General features: G+C 43.9%; 16 protein-coding genes. 10 read left to right on the forward strand and 6 right to left on the reverse strand.

What is annotated here, in order from left to right; genetic code table 11:
• Window positions 1-160 precede the first annotated feature (160 nt).
• Both AAC854_RS06650 and AAC854_RS06655 read left to right on the forward strand, forming a co-directional pair.
• The gene (locus AAC854_RS06650; RefSeq protein WP_422824056.1) at window positions 161-358 is read left to right on the forward strand and encodes a hypothetical protein; all 198 of its coding nucleotides are present in this window, start codon (window positions 161-163) and stop codon (window positions 356-358) included.
• 59 nt (window positions 359-417) lie between these two features.
• Window positions 418-606: a CPCC family cysteine-rich protein gene (locus AAC854_RS06655; protein WP_340616411.1), complete on the forward strand. Its 189-nt coding sequence runs from the start codon at window positions 418-420 to the stop codon at window positions 604-606.
• A 91-nt stretch (window positions 607-697) separates the two neighbouring features.
• Here the strand turns inward: AAC854_RS06655 and csdA are convergent, their stop codons facing one another.
• A complete protein-coding gene (gene csdA / locus AAC854_RS06660; protein WP_340616412.1) occupies window positions 698-1918 on the reverse strand; it encodes a cysteine desulfurase CsdA in 1221 nt (406 codons plus the stop codon).
• 404 nt (window positions 1919-2322) lie between these two features.
• Between csdA and AAC854_RS06665 the strand changes: the two genes are divergently transcribed.
• The 8 genes from AAC854_RS06665 (at window position 2323) to AAC854_RS06700 (ending at window position 11753) form a co-directional block, all read left to right on the forward strand.
• On the forward strand, window positions 2323-3249 hold the full coding sequence (locus tag AAC854_RS06665; RefSeq protein WP_340616413.1) for a transcriptional regulator GcvA: 927 nt from the start codon (window positions 2323-2325) through the stop codon (window positions 3247-3249).
• Window positions 3250-3276: 27 nt separating this feature from the next.
• A complete protein-coding gene (locus tag AAC854_RS06670) occupies window positions 3277-3672 on the forward strand; it encodes a DUF423 domain-containing protein (protein ID WP_340616414.1) in 396 nt (131 codons plus the stop codon).
• Complete coding sequence (gene rlmM / locus AAC854_RS06675; protein WP_340616415.1) at window positions 3665-4762, forward strand: 23S rRNA (cytidine(2498)-2'-O)-methyltransferase RlmM; 1098 nt, start codon at window positions 3665-3667, stop codon at window positions 4760-4762. Before AAC854_RS06670 ends, rlmM begins: the two co-directional genes overlap by 8 nt.
• A 377-nt stretch (window positions 4763-5139) precedes the next feature.
• Window positions 5140-6573 (forward strand): serralysin family metalloprotease, encoded by a 1434-nt coding sequence (locus AAC854_RS06680; RefSeq protein WP_340616416.1) that lies wholly within the window; start codon window positions 5140-5142, stop codon window positions 6571-6573.
• A 221-nt stretch (window positions 6574-6794) separates the two neighbouring features.
• Complete coding sequence (locus AAC854_RS06685; protein ID WP_340616417.1) at window positions 6795-7130, forward strand: protease inhibitor Inh/omp19 family protein; 336 nt, start codon at window positions 6795-6797, stop codon at window positions 7128-7130.
• Window positions 7131-7191: 61 nt separating this feature from the next.
• Window positions 7192-8952 (forward strand): type I secretion system permease/ATPase, encoded by a 1761-nt coding sequence (locus tag AAC854_RS06690; RefSeq protein WP_340616418.1) that lies wholly within the window; start codon window positions 7192-7194, stop codon window positions 8950-8952.
• A 51-nt stretch (window positions 8953-9003) separates the two neighbouring features.
• Window positions 9004-10341, forward strand: coding sequence for an HlyD family type I secretion periplasmic adaptor subunit (locus tag AAC854_RS06695; protein WP_340616419.1), 1338 nt, complete (start codon window positions 9004-9006; stop codon window positions 10339-10341).
• 5 nt (window positions 10342-10346) lie between these two features.
• On the forward strand, window positions 10347-11753 hold the full coding sequence (locus AAC854_RS06700) for a TolC family outer membrane protein (protein ID WP_340616420.1): 1407 nt from the start codon (window positions 10347-10349) through the stop codon (window positions 11751-11753).
• Window positions 11754-11911: 158 nt separating this feature from the next.
• On the opposite strand, the gene xni is transcribed toward AAC854_RS06700, so the two are convergent.
• The 5 genes from xni to AAC854_RS06725 all read right to left on the reverse strand — a co-directional run bounded on the left by xni (window position 11912) and on the right by AAC854_RS06725 (window position 18075).
• Complete coding sequence (gene xni, locus AAC854_RS06705) at window positions 11912-12667, reverse strand: flap endonuclease Xni (protein ID WP_340616421.1); 756 nt, start codon at window positions 12665-12667, stop codon at window positions 11912-11914.
• 78 nt (window positions 12668-12745) lie between these two features.
• On the reverse strand, window positions 12746-14113 hold the full coding sequence (gene ppnN, locus AAC854_RS06710) for a nucleotide 5'-monophosphate nucleosidase PpnN (protein WP_340616422.1): 1368 nt from the start codon (window positions 14111-14113) through the stop codon (window positions 12746-12748).
• 196 nt (window positions 14114-14309) lie between these two features.
• Window positions 14310-15155 (reverse strand): NADPH-dependent 7-cyano-7-deazaguanine reductase QueF, encoded by an 846-nt coding sequence (queF, locus tag AAC854_RS06715; RefSeq protein WP_340616423.1) that lies wholly within the window; start codon window positions 15153-15155, stop codon window positions 14310-14312.
• A gap of 88 nt (window positions 15156-15243) precedes the next feature.
• Entirely contained in the window at window positions 15244-16182 is a 939-nt protein-coding gene (locus tag AAC854_RS06720) for a YopJ family acetyltransferase (RefSeq protein ID WP_340616424.1), read from the reverse strand.
• A gap of 201 nt (window positions 16183-16383) precedes the next feature.
• Window positions 16384-18075, reverse strand: coding sequence for a cholesterol oxidase substrate-binding domain-containing protein (locus AAC854_RS06725; RefSeq protein WP_340616425.1), 1692 nt, complete (start codon window positions 18073-18075; stop codon window positions 16384-16386).
• Between the last annotated feature and the right edge of the window lie 61 nt (window positions 18076-18136).

The raw sequence follows: 18136 nt of genomic DNA on the forward strand, positions 1-18136 counted from the left end.
ATCAGCGATATGGAATTGAGGCTGAATATGACACCAAGAAAGATTTTAAATGGGCTGACGCCAATGGAAGCCTATACCGGTCGCATGTTGCACTTATTGCGTTAATCCAGCTATACTTCTAGTTTTTTCTCTTAAAAGTTCTTATCCATCGATAGATCGTATGTATGTTAGGTATCGTTTTGAAGTTCTTGAAGAAGGTGAGTTATGGAAAACCTATGAAAGATTATTAAATGAAGGAAAATTAGCAGAGGATGAAAAAGGGAAAACAATTAAAGGGCCAAATTGGAAAGAACCTGAGTTTTCCAGAGTAAAAAAATATAGTTCTTTGATAGAAGACTATCAAAAAAATAATATTTAAAATGAATTATCAAAAGCTATTTGTTTTAATGTGTAAATACCAAAGCATTGGAGTAACCAATGAATAATAAATATCATTGCCCATGTTGTAATCATATGACCCTTGATTCACTTGGCGAATATCTTATTTGTGATATTTGTGGCTGGGAAGATGACCCTATTCAAGCTGATGATATCTATTTCCAAGGAGGAGCTAACTATATGAGCTTAAACGAAGCTAGAAAAATATTCTTGGAAGGTAAAAAATAATATATCTTTTATTGAACGCGTTAAAAATAAGGCAAAGTATTAAACATACGCCCCTATCATAAATAGAGGCGTAATCAACAACAAACCAATATCACTCACCCAACAACGATAGCGCGAATTTCACCGCTTCGATCAATCTATCTGCATCTTGTTGGTTGTTATAAGGCATAAACGAAGCTCGCAAGCAGCCGCTGATCCCAAGAGTATCCAGCAATGGCTGTGCGCAATGTTGCCCTGAACGCAGAGAGATATTTTGTTCTGCAATCAGCGTTGCTAAGTCACTGTGATGTATTCCGGCGAAATTGAAAGCCAGTAAACTGGAACCACCTACACGGTAGCTTATAAAACCCGGTAGCAGGCTGAGTTGCTGCTCGGCGTAATCCGTCAGGGAAATTGCATGGGATTCAGCGAGCTGGATATCAATGGCTTTCAGCCATTCCAGAGTTGCGGCAAAGCCGACCACGCCAGCAACGTTAGGTGTACCTGCTTCAAAACGATAGGGTACGGCTTCCGGTGTGAAACCGTCAAATGAGACTTGAGTCAGCATTTTGCCGCCGCCATGCCATGGAGACATTGCATTCAGCAATTCAGTTTTACCATACAACACACCCAACCCATTCGGGCCATACAGTTTATGGGCTGAGAAGGCATAAAAATCGATATCCAGTTGCTGAACATCAACAGGTGCGTGAACGATGCCCTGAGCACCATCAACCAGCACTTTGCAGTGATATTGATGGGCGAGGGCTGTGACCTGTGCTAAATCTACGGCAGCGCCAGTCACGTTCGACATTTGGCTGATGGCGACTAATCGGCTTTTCTCATTCAGCAATTCTGCCAGTCTCTCTATTTCAGGTTGGCGTTGTTTGCCAATCGGCCATTTTATGACTTTGGCGCCTGTCTGTCCTGCCAGAATCAGCCACGGCAGCAGGTTAGAGTGGTGTTCCTGTTCGCTGACAATGATTTCATCACCCACGTTCAGGCGGGAGCGAAAGTAACTCTGTGCTACCAGATTAATGGACTCAGTAGTGCCTTTCGTCCAGATGATATCCATGGGTAATGGCGCATTGATCAATTCCGCCACCAGTGACCTCGCTTGCTCATAACGTGCGGTCATGGCTTGTGCTGTCGCGTGTTGGCTGCGATGTACCGTCGCACTGTGGTTCTGGTAATAGTGTTCGGTCGCCTCAATCATACATCCCGGCTTTAATGCGGTGGCGGCACTATCCAGAAATGTGGTCGATGGTTGTGTGATCGACGGTTGCAGGGCAGGAAATTGTTGGCGGAATTGTTCTGAGTCAAAGGCTTTCATAAACGGTGTAATTTAATCATTGTGTGATAAAGAATAAGTTTTTCTTTAACCAGGAGAAGGGGAATTCTACAGGAAAGTTGAGAAAAAAAGCACCGCAATTGCGGTGCATTAAAAAAATCACTATGGACAGACAGGGTAAATGTACAGGAAGTGAAAAAAAACAGTAGCTTACGCTACAAAGTCTGGAGTTCCAGACAACTTGCAAACACAACATCACAACCACAAAGCCAAAAGTATCAATGTATTAATACAAAGAGACTTTTCGTTCCGGCTTAGGAAGTGCGCACACTATAGGGATTTGCTGGTATATCATCAATGGACAAATTATAATGATTCGGATTATAAAAACTAATACCTGAACGAAAAGAGTTACCGGTATCGTTACCACCACATAAGAAACCAACATGTCTAAACGTTTGCCTCCACTCAATGCCTTACGAGTTTTTGATGCCGCCGCCCGTCATTTAAGTTTTACTAAGGCGGCAGAAGAATTATTTGTGACTCAGGCCGCAGTTAGTCATCAAATGAAAAGCCTGGAAGATTTTCTGGGATTAAAACTTTTTCGTCGTCGTAATCGTTCACTGTTGTTAACTGAAGATGGGCAGAGTTATTATCTTGATATCAAAGAAATTTTCACTGCTATTAATGATGCAACCCGCAAGCTTCAGGCACGTAGCGCTAAAGGGGCGTTAACAGTGAGTTTGTCCCCCAGTTTTGCTATTCAATGGCTGGTGCCACGGCTTTCTGGCTTTAATCAGAGCTTTCCGGGGATTGATGTCAGGATTCAGGCGATAGACCGGGAAGAAGATAAATTGACTGATGATGTTGATGTCGCCATTTTTTATGGCAGGGGCAATTGGCCGGGGTTGCGAACTGATCGCCTTTATCCTGAATATTTACTGCCTGTCTGTTCTCCGGCTTTGTTGGCGGGTGACCGACCCTTGAAAACCCCCTCAGATCTTGCCAGGCATACCTTATTGCACGATTCATCCCGGAGGGATTGGCAAGCTTATATTCGTCAGCTTGATATGCAGCAACAAATCAATGTCCAGCAGGGACCGATATTCAGTCATAGTGCGATGGTGATTCAGGCGGCTGTGCATGGTCAGGGGGTTGCCCTTGCCAATAATGTTATGGCACAAAATGAAATTGATGCGGGGCGTTTGGTCTGTCCATTCAATGATGTTTTGGTCAGTAAGAACGCATTTTATTTGGTTTGTCACGATAATCAGGCAGAATTGGGCAAGATTGCCGCTTTTCGGAAATGGATATTGACGCAAGCTGCGTCTGAACAAGAAAGGTTGGGGTATATCACGCAATATACCCAATAGATGCCAGTCTGAAACAGGAGCTGTGTGATGAGCAGTAGGGTCATGCTTATTTTTGTCGGGATCAGTGGTTTTTTCTACGTGGCATTGGGAGCGATGGGGGCACATATGTTGGCGCCTGTCCTGACTTCACGTCAGATGGAATGGATTCATACCGGCCTGCAATATCAAGGGCTGCATACACTCGCCATGATGGCGCTGGCTGCTTTTTTGATGCGTCAGCCAGTACCCCAATTCGGGTGGAGTGGTATTTTTTTCGCAGTGGGAGTTGTGCTGTTTAGTGGCAGTCTTTATTGTCTGGCCTTTTTACCGCTAAAATTTCTGGTGTATTTGACACCAATCGGTGGGCTGAGTTTTCTCATTGGTTGGTTATGTGTATTAATTGGCGCTCTGCGTCTAAGGAAATCGGCGCTCAGCCATGAATAAAGTTGCTTTATATTGCCGCCCGGGTTTTGAAAAAGAGTGTGCGGCAGAAATTACCGATAAGGCGGGTAAAAAAGAAATTTACGGTTTCGCCCGTGTGAAAGAAAACAGCGGATATGTGCTGTTTGAGTGTTATCAGCCTGATGATGCCGATCGTCTGATTCGTGAAATTCCGTTTAAGGAATTGATTTTTGCCCGCCAAATGTTGGTTGTGGGTGAGTTGTTGAAAGATCTGCCGCAGGAAGATCGCATTACACCGATTATGGGTATGTTGATGGGTGTGATTGAGCGAGCCGGTGATCTGCGTGTAGAAGTCCCGGATACCAATGAAAGCAAAGAGTTGATGAAATTCTGCCGTAAGTTTACGGTTCCATTACGTAATGCGATGCGTCAGGAAAAGCTCTTGCTGGCGAAGGAGAACAGCAACCGTCCCGTGATCCATGTTTTTTTCATTGCCTCGGGTTGCTGCTATGTGGGGTATTCCTACAGTAACAATAATTCCCGTTTCTATATGGGGATACCTCGTCTGAAATTCCCATCTGATGCACCAAGCCGTTCCACGTTGAAACTGGAAGAAGCCTTTCATGTTTTTGTTCCTTATGACGAGTGGGAAGAACGCCTAAGCAGCGGTCTTCATGCTGTGGATCTCGGTGCCTGTCCGGGAGGATGGACTTACCAGCTTGTAAAACGCAGCATGCTGGTTCATGCGGTAGATAATGGCACGATGGCTGAAAGCTTAATGGAAACCGGTCAGGTGAAACATCACCGTGTGGATGGTTTTAGATTTGAGCCGTCAGTAAAAAATATTTACTGGCTGGTTTGTGACATGGTTGAAAAACCTGCCAAAGTTGCACACTTGATGACAGATTGGCTGGTAAAAAGCTGGTGTCGTGAGGCTATCTTCAATCTCAAATTGCCGATGAAAAAGCGTTATGAGGAAGTGGATCACATATTACAGAAAATTGAGTCGCAACTGAAAGAGAATGGCGTCAATGCTCAAATTCAGGCGAAACATCTGTATCACGATCGTGAAGAGATTACAGTACATGTTCGCCGCGTCTGGTCTGTTTATGCAACTGAACGGGATTATTGAGGGTGATGGATATGGAATAAATTTCAGGTTGCGGTGAAAATACCGCAATTTGAAAAAAGAAAGGGTAAATAGATAATTCTTTCTTAGGGCTAATTTCCAGTAGATAAAAACAGTATTATTTTATAGTGAATAATACTGTTTTTTTGTTATCAAAAAAATTTAATTGAAAAATGAATAATTAAATACATAAACTAAATTTGTTTAATATGTATTCTAAAAAGATATATTAATTATTTTTACACGGACAGGAACTAACGCTATTTTACTCTGGAGTTTTATTTCTAAGAGGATCTTAGAAAGAATTTAAAACTCTTACTCCCGTTATTGAAAATATTTCGGGTTTTAGAATATTAATCTTGTTCTTACAGGAGATGTACATGACCTCAAAGAAAAAATATACCTATTCGGGGTTATCTGATTCTAATTCTGTTCAGGATGTAAAAGCACTTCTCACAGCCTACGTTCCGAATTACGATTCTTCTATTCGTGTTGATCATAATCCATTGGGCGATAACGCGCCTGATGAGCTTGTGAGGGGCCAGTATCACTGGTCCAATAAATATGTTAATTCCTCTGGAACATTGGAATTATCATATCATTTCCTAACAAAGAAACCGGCTGTCATGCCGCTGTTTAAAGTTTCTGGCTTCAGTGCGTTTAATGAAGATCAGAAAGATGCAGCGAGACTTTCTTTACAGTCTTGGTCTGATGTTGCCAATATTAAATTTACCGAAGTAAGTAATGTTAATAAAGCAAATATCACGTTTGGTTTCTTTGATTATAGTGCAGCGAAAGATTACGCATTCGCAAATCTGCCACAGGGACAAAGAACCGCTTATTCATGGTATAACTCTAAGAGCCATACTTTTGTAGACAATGACATTGATGTGAATGGCTATGCCCGTCAGACTTTCACTCATGAAATTGGACATACTTTAGGATTGGATCACCCTGCTGAGTATGATGCTTCTGATAAAGTGCGTCCAAGCTATATCACTAAAGCAGAATATTTCGAAGATTCTCGTGCCTATACGGTCATGAGTTATTTCAGTGAGAAATATACGGGTCAGGATTTCAAAGGTGAATATTCCTCAGCACCTTTGCTGAATGATATCTCTGCGATTCAGGATTTGTATGGCGCTAATATGGAAACTCGTACAGACGATACCATATACGGCTTCAATTCCAATACCGGCCGTGATTTCATGACCGCTACTGATGCGAGCAGTAAACTGGTGTTCAGCGTTTGGGATGCGGGCGGTGAAGATACATTTGATTTCTCCGGCTTTACCCAAAATCAGCGTATTAACCTGAATGAAGGGGCTTTCTCTGATGTTGGAGGCTTGAAAGGCAACGTTTCTATCGCTCGTGGTGTTGTTATTGAGAATGCGATTGGCGGTAGCGGTGACGACATTCTGGTCGGTAACAGCGCAGATAACATCCTTAAAGGTGGTGCAGGCGACGACATCATTTATGGCGGGCTTGGCGGTGACCATCTGTGGGGTGGCGAAGGCAAGGATACCTTTGTTTATCTGGATGGCAAAGAATCATTGAAAGATAACCCGGATTGGATTCATGATTTTACTTCTGGTGAAGATAAGATCGATCTGTCTTTCTTCAACTTCGGTAGTCGTGGCGATATCAAATTTGTGGATTCATTCTCAGGTAAGGCGGGTGAAGTGAAATTCACTTATGACCAAGTGAATGAAGTCACAGATTTAGAGGTCAGTCTTGGTGGTGATCTGGCGGGCAACGATTTTCTGGTGAAAGTTGTTGGTCAGCCGCTGACTGAGGCAGATTTCATCGTTTGATGATGTTATCGCGATAACTGAATGCTGCCGTATGCTTCTTGGTGTACGGCAGTATTAAGGAGTCCGCCGTGTTATATAGTCATCTGAAGATAATATCGGTTTTCTTTCGTCCCCTGTTTCATCAGTATAAATTTTGTGGGACTCCGTTTTATAGGTTGAAGGCGTGTTTGCGGAGCGCTTTTTTATCAGTAATTTTCTCTCTTTTTTTTGCAGGAGGATGTATGGCGAGTAGTTTGAGGCTTCCACCCGCTGATGAGTTGAAAGGGCTATGGCAACTCTCTGATGGGCATCAGGTATGTCGTATTGAATTGACCGATACCCGTTTACCTGAAGGGGCAATTTGGGCGCTAAAAAGTGACACCTGTGCGACAGAGCTGTTTGGTCAGCCTGTTGAGGGATGGCGTCCGGCTCCCGATGGAATCACATTGACGGATGATGACGGCAATAGTCTGGCCTTTTTTGGTCATGAGTCTGAAGAACAATGGGTCGCCTACCTTGTTGATGGCAGGGAATTGGTCATGACATTTAGTGGCACAGCGAATGCAGTGACAAAATAAAAAATCACGCATGATTTGATAATTAATTCGTTTTGCTTCAGTTAATGATAAAGGGATTGCAGTGAAATTACGCTTTCCGAAGGATGAAATCACGGATGTTATCCGTGCACGCAGCAAAGTATTCTGGACTATTGGCTTATTTACAGCGTTTATCAATCTGTTGATGCTGGTTCCCTCGATTTATATGCTTCAGGTATATGATCGGGTACTGCCATCCGGTAATGAAATGACCCTGTTGATGCTGACGCTTATCACACTGGGTATGTTTGCCATTATGGGCGGGCTGGAATATATCCGCAGTCAGGTGGTAATCCGCATTGGCAACCAGTTTGATATGAGCCTGAACCAGCGGGTTTACACCGCTTCGTATGAGTCCAATCTAAAAAGCGGATCAACAGATGCGGGGCAAATGCTCAATGATTTGGCGACCATTCGCCAGTTTCTGACGGGGAATGCACTGTTTGCTTTTTTTGATGCTCCTTGGTTCCCCGTCTACCTTTGTGTCATTTTCCTGTTCAGCCCGTATCTGGGATTGTTGGCACTGGCTGGGGCCATCATTCTTATCACGCTGGCAGTATTGAACCAGTGGCTATCCCAGGCACCGTTAGCCGAAGCAAGCAACCTCTCTTTACGATCAGCCCATCTTGCCAGCACCAACCTGCGCAATGCAGAAGTGATCGAAGCGCTCGGAATGTTGCCGGTATTGCGTCACCGCTGGTTTGGCTTGCATAAGCGCTTTCTCCATTTCCAGTGCATTGCCAGTGAACGGGCGGCATTCATTGCTGGGTTGACTAAAACAGTACGCATCGCCTTGCAATCTTTGATTCTGGGTTTGGGCGGCTGGCTGGCGATTGAAGGGAATATCACGCCGGGAATGATGATTGCAGGTTCCATTTTGATGGGACGGGCGTTGTCCCCGATTGAGCAGTTGATACAGGCATGGAAGAGCTGGAGCGCGGCTCGTTTGTCATGGCAGCGATTGGACAAGCTCCTGAAAGCTCAGCCAGAGCGCAAAAGTGGCATGTCATTGCCCGTTCCCAAGGGCGTATTGCTGTTGGAGAAAGTCTCTGCAATACCCCCCGGTAAAACACGTGCGGCTCAGGCATCACAAAGCCAGACATCACAAAACAAGCAATATGTTTTGCAGGATATCAACCTTGCCTTAAACCCCGGTGATGTTCTGGGTGTGATTGGCCCCAGTGCGTCAGGGAAATCCACGTTAGCCCGTTTGCTGGTGGGGATCTGGCCGGCACAGGAAGGCGTTGTACGGCTTGATAGTGCCGATATTTACCAGTGGAACAAAGATGAGTTGGGGGCGTCCATTGGTTATTTGCCGCAGGACATTGAACTGTTTGGTGGCACGATTGCTGAGAATATCGCGCGTTTTAATGATGTTGATCCTGAAAAAGTGATCGAGGCGGCACAAAAAGCTGGCGTCCATGAATTGGTGCTCAATCTTGAACAGGGTTATGACACGGTCATTGGTGCCGGAGGGACGGGGCTGTCTGGTGGGCAAAAACAGCGGATTGGACTGGCTCGCGCTTTGTATGGTAATCCGTCGCTGGTGGTATTGGATGAACCTAATTCGAATCTGGATGATACCGGAGAAAAAGCGCTGAGTAATGCCATTGTTCAATTACGGGAACAAGGTAAAACGGTGGTGGTGATTACCCATCGCCCTTCATTGCTCTCGCAAACAACCAAGGTTTTGCTGTTAGTGCAGGGTAAAATGAAAATGTTTGGCCCTTCCCAGCAAGTTATGGCGGCGCTCTCTCCGTCACAGCCACAACCACAACCAAAAGCGGTCGAACGTGCCTCGTAACATGATTCAGCCATATTTAAATTCTTGGGATATTGCTATCTGGGAGTAAAGATGTCCTATCAGACCAATGCAAAGGATGCCCAAAATGAGGCGTCAGAATTATTGCCGCTGGATGCGAATCGTTACCTGCGAATAGGCTGGTTGGTTATTGGCATTGGCATTCTGGGCTTTTTAATCTGGGCAGCGTTTGCGCCACTCGATAAAGGGGTGGCTTCTTCAGGGACTGTTGTCGTGGATGGAAACCGAAAAACGGTACAGTCCCCTGTGAACGGTATTATCAGGCAAATTCAGGTGAAAGAGGGTGAGCAAGTCAGGGCCGGGCAGGTTTTGGTTCAGCTCAGCCAAGTGCAGGTTAATGCGCAGATTGATTCTCTGAAACAGCAACTTTATACCACATTGGCAACGGAAGCCCGGCTGTTGGCCGAGCAACAAGGACAGGATGCCATTGTCTTTCCGTCCACATTATTGAATCAGCAATCGGAGCCGCGCGTTCAGGATATTCTGGTGTTGCAGAAACAGCTCTTTCTGTCACGCCGTGAGATGTTGCGAAGTGATCTGGCAGGCATGCAACAGACTGAGGAAGGGCTGAATTTCCAAATCAAAGGATTACGAGAAGCCTTAATAAGCAAGCGACAACAACAGGCTTCGATTAAGGAGCAAGTGACTAACCTGCAACCTTTAACAGAGGAAGGCTATTTTCCCCGTAACCAGTATCTGGAATTACTGCGTAACCAAAGTGAGTTAAGTGGCAGTATGGCCGAGATGGCGGGACGAACTGGTCAGCTTGAAAAGCAGCGGCAGGAAACGCAACAGCGAATTATTCAGCGTCAGGCTGATTACCAACGTGAAGTACGCAGCCAATTGTCGGATGTGCAGGTATTAGCTAATGAATTAGGCAATAAGCTGGAAACGGCCCAATTTGATCGGTCTCACACGTCAATTACGGCTCCGGTTGATGGCTCCGTGGTGGGGTTGAACGTATTTACCCAAGGCGGTGTGGTTGCTTCCGGTGAGAAATTGATGGAGCTCCTCCCTGCCCAGAGTACCTTGGAAGTGGAAGCGCGTTTGATGGTGCATCTGATTGATAAGGTGACTGTCGGTCAGGATGTTGATTTGATGTTTACTGCGTTCAACCAAAACCGGACGCCGAAAGTGACGGCTAAGGTGGCAGTGGTTTCTGCTGACCGGTTAGTGGATGGAGTAACAAGGGAACCTTATTACCAGATGCGATTGAAAGTGACCCCTGAGGGGATGGAAAAATTGGCAGGACTGAATATCAAGCCGGGGATGCCGGTTGAGGTGTTCGTCAAAACGGGATCGCGCTCTCTGCTGAGCTATCTGTTCAAGCCATTGGTGGATAGAGCGTCTACATCGCTGATTGAGGAGTAATGGAGATGTTGAGGTATTGCGGTTTTGCCAATAAACGTACTTTGCTATCGCCTCTGTTTTTAAGGGTAATGTTTTTAACGGTATTGTTGGTGATGTTAGTTTCCGGTTCCGCGAGAGCCCTTTCTTTGACGGAGGCTTATGCTCTGGCATTGCAGCATGATCCAACATTTCAGGCCGCCATCAAAGAGCAGGAAGCGGGGCAGGAAGAGAAAAATCTTGGGCTGGCAGAATTGCTACCCAAGGTGTTGATTAGCTATCAGAATTCACCGCAAAACTGGCAAAAAATGGAATCTCACTCAGTGGATATGCGTGGTCGGAAGGTTAGCGAAAGCCGTGACCGGAAGTATAACAGCTACAGTGGTGCAGTTATTTTGACCCAGCCGCTGATTGATTTTGAAGCGTGGGCGCGTTATCGAACCCGTCAGGCTTATACCTTGATGAGTGATGCCCGCTTTCGGGCGGATAGCCAGCAATTGGCGGTCAGGGTAGTGAACAGCTATGTGGCTGTAGCCTATGCGCAGGATCGGCTGGATCAAGTCGCCCGGCAGAGGGCTGCCTATGAAGAGCAGCTGGAGCGTAATCAGAAATTGTTTTCCTCCGGCGAGGGTACTCGCACCGATGTGGCAGAAACTCAAACACGTTACAGTCAGGTACTGGCTGATGAATTGATGGTGCAGGATGAGCTGGATGCCGCAATCCGTGACTTGCAGTTATTAGTTGGTGTACCGTTGCCAGCCGGTTTACCGGTTAATCGCCTGTCCAACGCACCACAGTTCAACGCCATCAAACGGGATATCGGGGGTTATGCTGACTGGGAACAGCAGGCATTAAGCCAGAACCCTCAATTGGCGGCTGCCCGGCAGAAAGTTGATGTGGCGTATCATGACATTAATCGCAATCGTGCGGGATACCTGCCAAAACTTGAGCTGTATGCTTCTCATAGCGAAAATAAATCCAGCAGCGATAACAGTATTGACCAAAAATACCGGACAGATTCTATTGGATTGCGTGTTTCCATGAATCTCTATAATGGCGGCGGAACGGCGGCGGCAGTACGTCAATCGGCAGCAAATTATGGCAAGACTAAATATGAGATGGATGCACAGGCAGGTGAAACTCTGAATGCAGTGCGCCGCAATTATAATGCTTATGTTAATGGTGAGAAACGGATACGGGCCTATGAAACAGCGGTAGAAGCGGCTGAATTACAGGTGAAGGCGACGCAAAAAAGTGTTGCTTTGGGGCAGCGAGTGAATGTTGATGTGCTCAATGCTGAGCAACAACTCTATACTGTGCGTCGTGAACTGTCTCAGGCCAAATATGACTATATGAAAGCGTGGATTGGGTTGCTGAATGAGTCGGGGCAATTGAATGGTGAACATATTAAGTTAATTGCTGATTATTTTGGTTGAGTTAATTTAATGAGTGATACCCTGTTTTTATGATGAATCTGCAAAATTCACCTGAAAACAGGTATCACACATCTTTTTCGTTACTTCCCGCCTGTATTGGGTACGTTGGGCAAAACTGACGGTGTTTTTACAAAAGCATATTCAACAAGATTAACGGGTTATTTATCGGATAATCTCAATTGCTGCAAATTTCCCTCTAGCGATAAATCAGTTTTTAATGAAGCGACTTCACGGCTGATATAAGCCATTTCTTTATGAGCTTCTAATTTTTTTCGCCATTTATCTGGCTGGGTTTCCAGAGTCTGGAACAAATTATCCAGCGAATCGGCTTGTTGTAGCAGGGTGGCGGCAGTCTTCGGGCCAATACCCTGAACGCCGGGGATTTTACTGCTGCTGATACCTGCCAGCCCCCAATAATCGGGCAGTTGGTCAGGAGAAACGCCGAATTCTTGCTGAACGAAAGGCAAGTCCAGCCAGCGTTTTTGGAAGTAATCACGGATTTGGATATGGGGAGAAAGAAGCTGGCAATACCCCTTATCTGTTGAAACAATCGTGACACGGTGCCCGGTATTGGCAACTTTAGTCGCCAATGTTGCGGCCAAATCATCCGCTTCATGCCCTTCTGCATGCCAGCAAGCTACGCCAAGTTCATTGAATGCCTGCTTAATCAGCGGCATCTCCTGTTGTAAGTTTTCTGGCATAGCAGAACGCCCTGCTTTGTAGTCAGGGAAAAGTTGATGGCGCCAGCTATGCTTGCGATCATCTTCATCAAATACGGCAACTGCATGAGTCGGGGATGAATGGGTGATTAATTGCTTTAACGCATGTTCGCAGGCAGGAACGCAAGGGCTTCCCTGTACCGCATGGATGCGTCGAATCAGATTTAGGGCGTCTATAATTAAAAGATGTATCATGGTCGTTATATTCCATCCTTGGATTTTATTCCTTGGCACCAGCCTCATTAGATCGTGAAGAGAAAAGGTATCCGTGATTTATTTGATTATCTCATAACATGGCTCATAAGCAGTACCTCCCGGAAGTTTCATGCGATCTTGCTCCACAAAATCTTCTAGCAAGTTATCCATACAGTGCATAATGTCAGCATCACCGTGGATCTTGAATGCCCCATATTTCTCTATGGCATGAATACCGGCTTCTTTTACATTACCTGCCACAATGCCAGAAAATGCGCATCGCAATGCGGAAGCAAGTTTCTCAGGTGCTTGATTTGGATGTAAATTCAGGTTAGCCATGTTGTCATGGACTGGATTGAATGGAGATTGTAAATCAGGGCTGATTTTCAATGACCAGTTGAAGCTGTAAGCATCTCCGGTAGAACGGCGATTCTCTTTGACGCTTGGCATCGCTCTTTTCATTATACGTGCGACTTCTGACGGCGCATCTATAATAATACGGTAGTAGTGACGAGCCTGTTTTCCCAAAGTATTAACGATAAACTCATCTAACGCATGGAAGTAATCGGCACTCTCTTTAGGACCCGTTAAAACCAGTGGCAGAACCTGATCTTTATTTTCAGGATTCATCAGGATAGCCAGCAAATACAGCAGTTCTTCTGCCGTACCCACGCCACCGGGGAAGATAATGATACCGTGGGCAATACGGACAAAGGCTTCCAGACGTTTTTCGATGTCAGGCATGATAATCAGTTCATTCACCAACGGGTTGGGGGGTTCCGCCGCGATAATTGAAGGTTCTGTAATACCGACGAATCGACTGTTTTTATAATTCTGCTGGGCATGCCCTACCGCAGCTCCTTTCATTGGGGCTTCCATTGCTCCCGGGCCACAACCTGTACAGATATTCAGTTCGCGTAATCCCAGCTCATTCCCTACCTTGCGCCCATATAAATACTCTTTTTCATTGATGGAATGACCGCCCCAACAAACAATCATATTAGGGTCTTCTGAGATATGCAGGGCTTTAGCGTTGCGCAGGATGGAGAAAATGGTGCTGGTAATATGCGTACCATTTTCCATATTCAAATTGTGTGCTTTTTGTTCATTGGTGATTTGCGCGTGAACGAACAAAATATCCCTTAACACCGCGAACAGATTTGCTTGCAGGGAACGGATGATTTTACCATCAACAAAAGCGTCTTCTGGTGGATTGACTAACTCCAGCTTTACGCCGCGTTCCCGGCGCAGTACGTTGATATCAAAATCTTCATATTTTGACAGCAATTCTTTACTGTTATCGGTTTGACTTCCGGAATTGAGAACCGCCAGTGAACAGTTACGAAAAAGGCGGTATAAATCACTGCTTGCGGTATGCTTAAGCATATCTACTTCAAGCTGAGAGAGTAAATCCATAGATCCCAATGGATTGACATGTGTAATCAAGAATGACTCCTTTTACCCCTTGGGGTGTTCCTCAATAATGATTTATACCCGTCGTCTTTCAAGTTGCTGCTTTATTGCGTTCACTCCTTCCCGCAATATAAAGATATAACATGGTATTACAGCAACCTGAAATCTATTGGGTATAACTGATTTCATCCAGCGGTCTGGTTATCTATTGCTAATCAAATTAATTTAATTATTGGCGGGCTAACCTTCCTATTGCTGGAATAAATTCTTCGTTACTGCGCCATGGATTGATATCCAATCCTCCCCGACGGGTATAGCGTGCATAAACAGTGAGTTTTTCAGGCGCGCATAATGTCATTAAATCATTGAAAATACGCTCGACACATTGTTCATGAAATTCATTGTGATGGCGGAAAGAAACTAAGTAGCGCAATAACTTTTCCTGATCGATCCTGGCACCTTTATAGCGGATCATGACAGATCCCCAGTCTGGCTGATTAGTGATCAGACAGTTTGATTTTAGCAAATGGCTTACTAAAGTTTCTTCAACGACAGGGCCAGTTGCTGCATTGTTAAGATAATCGCGACTGAACTGATAGTCATCAATTTCAATATCCTGATTATCGATGCATTTTCCTGCAAATTCGGCAATTGGCTGCTGATTAAACTCATGAAGGGAATGTAAAACAACTTCGATATCGCCATTGGCACAAGCAGATAAATCCTGTTGCAGAGTTTTTTGTACGGTTTCCCAATCAGCAAAGCGGGTTTGGTTAAAACTGTTCAGATAAAGCTTAAAGCTTTTTGATTCGATAAGGTTTTCACTAGCGGCATTCAGGCTGACATGACCAATAGCAACTTGAGGTACACCCCGGGCGTTGAGCCAGGAAAGTTCGTACATCGTCCAGATATCAGCACCATGAAAAGGAATACTTTCAGGGAATAGTCCAAGCGGTTCACGGTTCATACTGCGGGGAACCGCTTGCAGTAAAGTAGGATCGTAGTTGTCGCGGTAGGGAGTGGGTTTACCTAACGTGAGTTGAGCGAGTGCCTGATTATCCTGATATAAAGACATTAAGATTCCTTAAAATTGATAAATCATTATGTTTGAGGTAACTCGTAGTTTATCAAGGAATCCTGAATGGTCGTATTTTTATTGTGCATTATTCTCCGTGCTCATCAAGCCACTTTAGAGCTGCTTCTGCAAGACGAAGCCTTTTTTCTTCGATGGATATGCTGTATTTCCGTTCTATCGGCTTATTTGTACGGATATTCATTTCGTTGCGGAGAGTCGAATGGCGATTATATCGCTCTAGCAGGGTTTCCCCTATCGTCCCATCCTTTTTCTTATAGTTATTGACCCGGCTTTCTTGCTCATCCTGATGACGATCCAGATAAGCTTCAAGGGGACGCAGTGAATGTGCATGCTTGAAGAAACCAATGGGTAATAAATTGATGGCTTGATCGAAAAATACCGTCCGATATTTTTTGCAATCTTCGTCAGGCACCTTGTTTTTGGTTATCTTGGAATCAGAAGGAGTAAAGATTGTATTTTCACTATTAATGAATTGTATCTGATCATCAAAGATTTTTTGATGGAGCTCAGTAAAGTGAGTAGAGTATTTATGCATTTTTTTCAGAAAGTGTAAGCAAAAAAGTAAGCAGTCTCCAGGGCTATTTTGTATTTGGCTGTAAATATAGAGAACTTTTAGCTTATTTTTATGTGTGCTTTTATTGATGTAATAATTGATTTTGAATGGGATAAATTTGTTTTTTCCGTTGCTTGCATCTACAAATATAAGAGATGTGTTTTCTTTGCTATCTTTAAAGATATTTAATGCAGCAAAGTGAACGCCGGTCATTCCTGTATCTGTTTTGATAATATATCGTTTATGTATGCCAGTAGGTGGGTTCAATTCATTTTCAAATAAACTCATCTCATCAATAATGTCTTCATGGGCATTTATCGCGTACTTTCTATTAAAGTATTTTAATATATATATGGCATTTTTTTGATCCAGATAAATATTATTAAACTGAAAGTTGCTTTGTTTTTGATAGTTAATTTCATTTATATATTTAGTTAAATCATCTTTATACATTTTATTTCCCCATATTTTTATGGTCATGCCCAATGAATTTAAAGATGCGGCATGATGATAAGGAAGTTAAATCCCAAAAAGCATAACTCATGATGTGGTTGTCATGTCATTGTGAAGAATCGTGTAACTAACGAAATTATAATTTGAAAGTCAATGGATATAGTAGATATAAAAATATATCTACTATTTGCTAAGATGACTTTATTCAGAAAGTAATTTATCTAATAATGGTGATCTAAATATGTGATGTGGATCGTATTTCTGCAATGCAGAAATTGCTGAGTCCCAATTGTTATCGGCAGGCAATCCATCGGTGAATGAAGCGGGAATTATTTTGGTTAAAACTTCTTTATCTTCCCACGCAACGTTGGTGCCATAAGCCCAACCTTTACTCCATTCAACACGGGCTGAGGCATAAGAACCATCAAATTCTTTGAATAGCCATTGTTCAAATTGTCGGCAAAACTCAATGGCGTAAGGCGTGTTTGGAAAGGTCAATATGTCGAGCCAGACTGCAACATCCCATTCAGGTTGATCTAAGCGGGGGCGGATAGCAGATAAACTGGGAACGACCGCCTTTTCATGCAGGACGTCGGCAGGATCATCTAATCCCGTGACTCTGATTTCAATAGGGCCGTTGATGGGGTATCGCCCCTGATTTTCAAATTCACGCATTAACTTTTGCCATTCGGTATGAAATTTATTCAAAACGCGCTGGATATCAGCACGGCGCGTTAATACCGCATAACCATTTGCTGTAACACGCAGTGTTGTTGGTTTCACATATAGCAATAGGTTTTTACTCCAACCCCAGATATCTTTCTCGTGGCCTTGTAAAGCGGTATTTGTCAGTTGATATTGCATCTCACTGACCAGAGGCGTTATTGCAGGGAAGCCAGAAAGGATGTTATCCATGATATTCGATATAGCTGGTGAAATATTATCGGAAAATGGATAGTTATAGGGTGTTTTAACCTCAATACTAGAAGCTGGCTTGGTTGGCTCCACACTCCAGACTTTTAGCCATGGGAGGTTTGTGAAAGGAAATAAAATAATTTCAGCCCGGCCGCTTTTATTTAGAAAATGACTAAAAGTTCGATTGCTTTCTGAAGATTCGGGATCGGCAAATAATTCAGTCACTGGGATATTAGTGAAGCTCTGGCACCGTAAGCGTTGATTTTTACCAGCCTGAAACTGGACTTCTAAAATCAGGGAACAACCTAAGTGGGTTAATAGTGGTGCGCAATTTGGATCACTTCGCTCAAAACGCTTGATGGTATATTGCTGGGTTGCTGCATCCCACACAACAGCAGACAGGGACAATATTGTGTTACTCAGAGAGCCGTATGTGTGCCCGGGAAGTGGCGTTTCGTCCAGTGCTTTAATGGCAGTTCCATGCCCGCCTATTGCGAGAACGCCCCCTAATGTTAAATCACCGGGAGCAGGCGTTGCGGTGAAACCAAGATTTTGATCCTCCATTTGGGTCATTAGCGCTTCCATCAATATACCTGTTTGTGCGGTTACGATAGAAAATTGGGGACGGTGTTCGATATTGACGTGAGTAAAATGCTCAGAGAGATCCATCAACATAATACGATTTTTGAAGCTTTGCCCTGATTCCAGAGTCAATGGTGACCAATTATGAGATTGCCCGACAATTCTTAGCTTATAATTTTCCTTCCATGCCCAATTGGCGACTGAAATAACCTCTTCAGCAGAACGTGGTATACAGCATGGTACATTGTAAGCCTGAATTTCTCCTGACCAATTTTTAAAGTTTAAATTTTTCCAGATAATATTGTTAGGAAAATTAGGTAAGTGATATTCTATTTCGGTAATAATTTCATCTTGTAAATAATTTTCATTTTGTCGATTTAGATTTGATGTGGTCATTATTTGTTGCCTTAATTTTTATCTGATGAGGTTTGGTTTTTTAATATGAATTTAAAGCTAA

This window comes from Xenorhabdus entomophaga (assembly GCF_037996725.1).
GTDB classification, from domain to species: Bacteria; Pseudomonadota; Gammaproteobacteria; order Enterobacterales; family Enterobacteriaceae; genus Xenorhabdus; species Xenorhabdus khoisanae.

Excerpts from the sequence above, each read along its gene's own strand:
- AAC854_RS06650 (WP_422824056.1), top strand. The coding sequence starts at position 161 with ATGTATGTTAGGTATCGTTTTGAAGTTCTTGAAGAAGGTGAGTTATGG.
- AAC854_RS06655 (WP_340616411.1), top strand. The coding sequence starts at position 418 with ATGAATAATAAATATCATTGCCCATGTTGTAATCATATGACCCTTGAT.
- csdA (WP_340616412.1), bottom strand. The coding sequence starts at position 1,918 with ATGAAAGCCTTTGACTCAGAACAATTCCGCCAACAATTTCCTGCCCTG.
- AAC854_RS06665 (WP_340616413.1), top strand. The coding sequence starts at position 2,323 with ATGTCTAAACGTTTGCCTCCACTCAATGCCTTACGAGTTTTTGATGCC.
- AAC854_RS06670 (WP_340616414.1), top strand. The coding sequence starts at position 3,277 with ATGAGCAGTAGGGTCATGCTTATTTTTGTCGGGATCAGTGGTTTTTTC.
- rlmM (WP_340616415.1), top strand. The coding sequence starts at position 3,665 with ATGAATAAAGTTGCTTTATATTGCCGCCCGGGTTTTGAAAAAGAGTGT.
- AAC854_RS06680 (WP_340616416.1), top strand. The coding sequence starts at position 5,140 with ATGACCTCAAAGAAAAAATATACCTATTCGGGGTTATCTGATTCTAAT.
- AAC854_RS06685 (WP_340616417.1), top strand. The coding sequence starts at position 6,795 with ATGGCGAGTAGTTTGAGGCTTCCACCCGCTGATGAGTTGAAAGGGCTA.
- AAC854_RS06695 (WP_340616419.1), top strand. The coding sequence starts at position 9,004 with ATGTCCTATCAGACCAATGCAAAGGATGCCCAAAATGAGGCGTCAGAA.
- AAC854_RS06700 (WP_340616420.1), top strand. The coding sequence starts at position 10,347 with ATGTTGAGGTATTGCGGTTTTGCCAATAAACGTACTTTGCTATCGCCT.
- xni (WP_340616421.1), bottom strand. The coding sequence starts at position 12,667 with ATGATACATCTTTTAATTATAGACGCCCTAAATCTGATTCGACGCATC.
- queF (WP_340616423.1), bottom strand. The coding sequence starts at position 15,155 with ATGTCTTTATATCAGGATAATCAGGCACTCGCTCAACTCACGTTAGGT.
- AAC854_RS06720 (WP_340616424.1), bottom strand. The coding sequence starts at position 16,182 with ATGTATAAAGATGATTTAACTAAATATATAAATGAAATTAACTATCAA.
- AAC854_RS06725 (WP_340616425.1), bottom strand. The coding sequence starts at position 18,075 with ATGACCACATCAAATCTAAATCGACAAAATGAAAATTATTTACAAGAT.